Here is a 962-nt window from a genome sequence, read left to right as displayed (position 1 = left end):
GCTTTAGTGGGGAAAGTTGGTTTTGTAGGATTAATTATTCCACACATTACTCGCTTTTTAATTGGGGTAGATTATAAGTGGATTTTGCCATGTGCAGGCGTTATTGGTGGAATTTTCTTAGCATTATGTGACATTTTAAGTAGATTTGTAAACTATCCATTTGAAACACCAATTGGAGTCGTTACTTCCTTAATTGGAATTCCATTCTTCCTTTATTTAATCCGTACAAGAGGAGGAGAGAGACATGCTTAAAAGTTCAAGTCAACGTTTTGGAATGACAATGGGGATTAGTATATTTTTAATACTATGTGCTATTTATATTAGTTTAACGAATGGTACGTTTGATATTACGATTACAGATGTATTTAAAACACTCTTTAGAATAGATCCAGTACCAGACCATGATTTAGTTATTTTTGAGTTTCGCCTTCCGCGCATTGTAATTGCTGGATTAGTAGGATTAGGCCTAGGTGTTGCAGGGGCCGTTATTCAGGGGATTACGAGAAATGGCCTGGCGGATCCAGGTATTTTAGGAGTGAATGCCGGAGCAGGTACAGCAATCGTAATTTTTATGTTTTTCTTTCAAGGGCAGTTAAAGAGCACAGACTGGGTTTCTATTATGATGATGCCGATGTTTGGCTTAATAGGTGGATTAGGTGCAGCGATAATAATTTATCTGTTTTCTTGGAAAAACGGTAAGCTAGACTCGCAGCGACTTTTATTAACAGGGATTGCAATTGGATCAGGATTTGGAGCATTCTCTATGTATTTATCACTCAAAATGAAGTCAACTGATTTTGAAATGGCTGCAGTTTGGGTATCAGGAAGTATATATAGTGCAAACTGGAAGTATATTGTTGCTATGTTACCGTGGCTTATCATTTTAATTCCGCTTATACAAAAGAAAGCTTATTTATTAGATTTATTTCAATTGGAAGAAACGAGTATTACGAGTTTAGGTG

2 protein-coding genes are annotated in these 962 nt (G+C 36.3%); both read left to right on the top strand.

Annotation, left to right across the window (positions count from 1 at the left end; translation table 11 throughout):
- On the top strand, positions 1 to 252 hold a 252-nt coding region (locus tag AC1DTM_RS28705), incomplete at its 5' end, for an iron chelate uptake ABC transporter family permease subunit (RefSeq protein WP_477001516.1).
- A partial coding sequence (locus AC1DTM_RS28700; RefSeq protein WP_477001515.1) for a FecCD family ABC transporter permease occupies positions 245 to 962 on the top strand: 718 nt, incomplete at its 3' end. The genes AC1DTM_RS28705 and AC1DTM_RS28700, both read left to right, overlap by 8 nt.

This window comes from Bacillus sp. P4_D3 (assembly GCF_056401855.1).
Note: the sequence above shows the minus strand (reverse complement) of the source record. Positions and strands in the feature narration are given on the sequence as shown.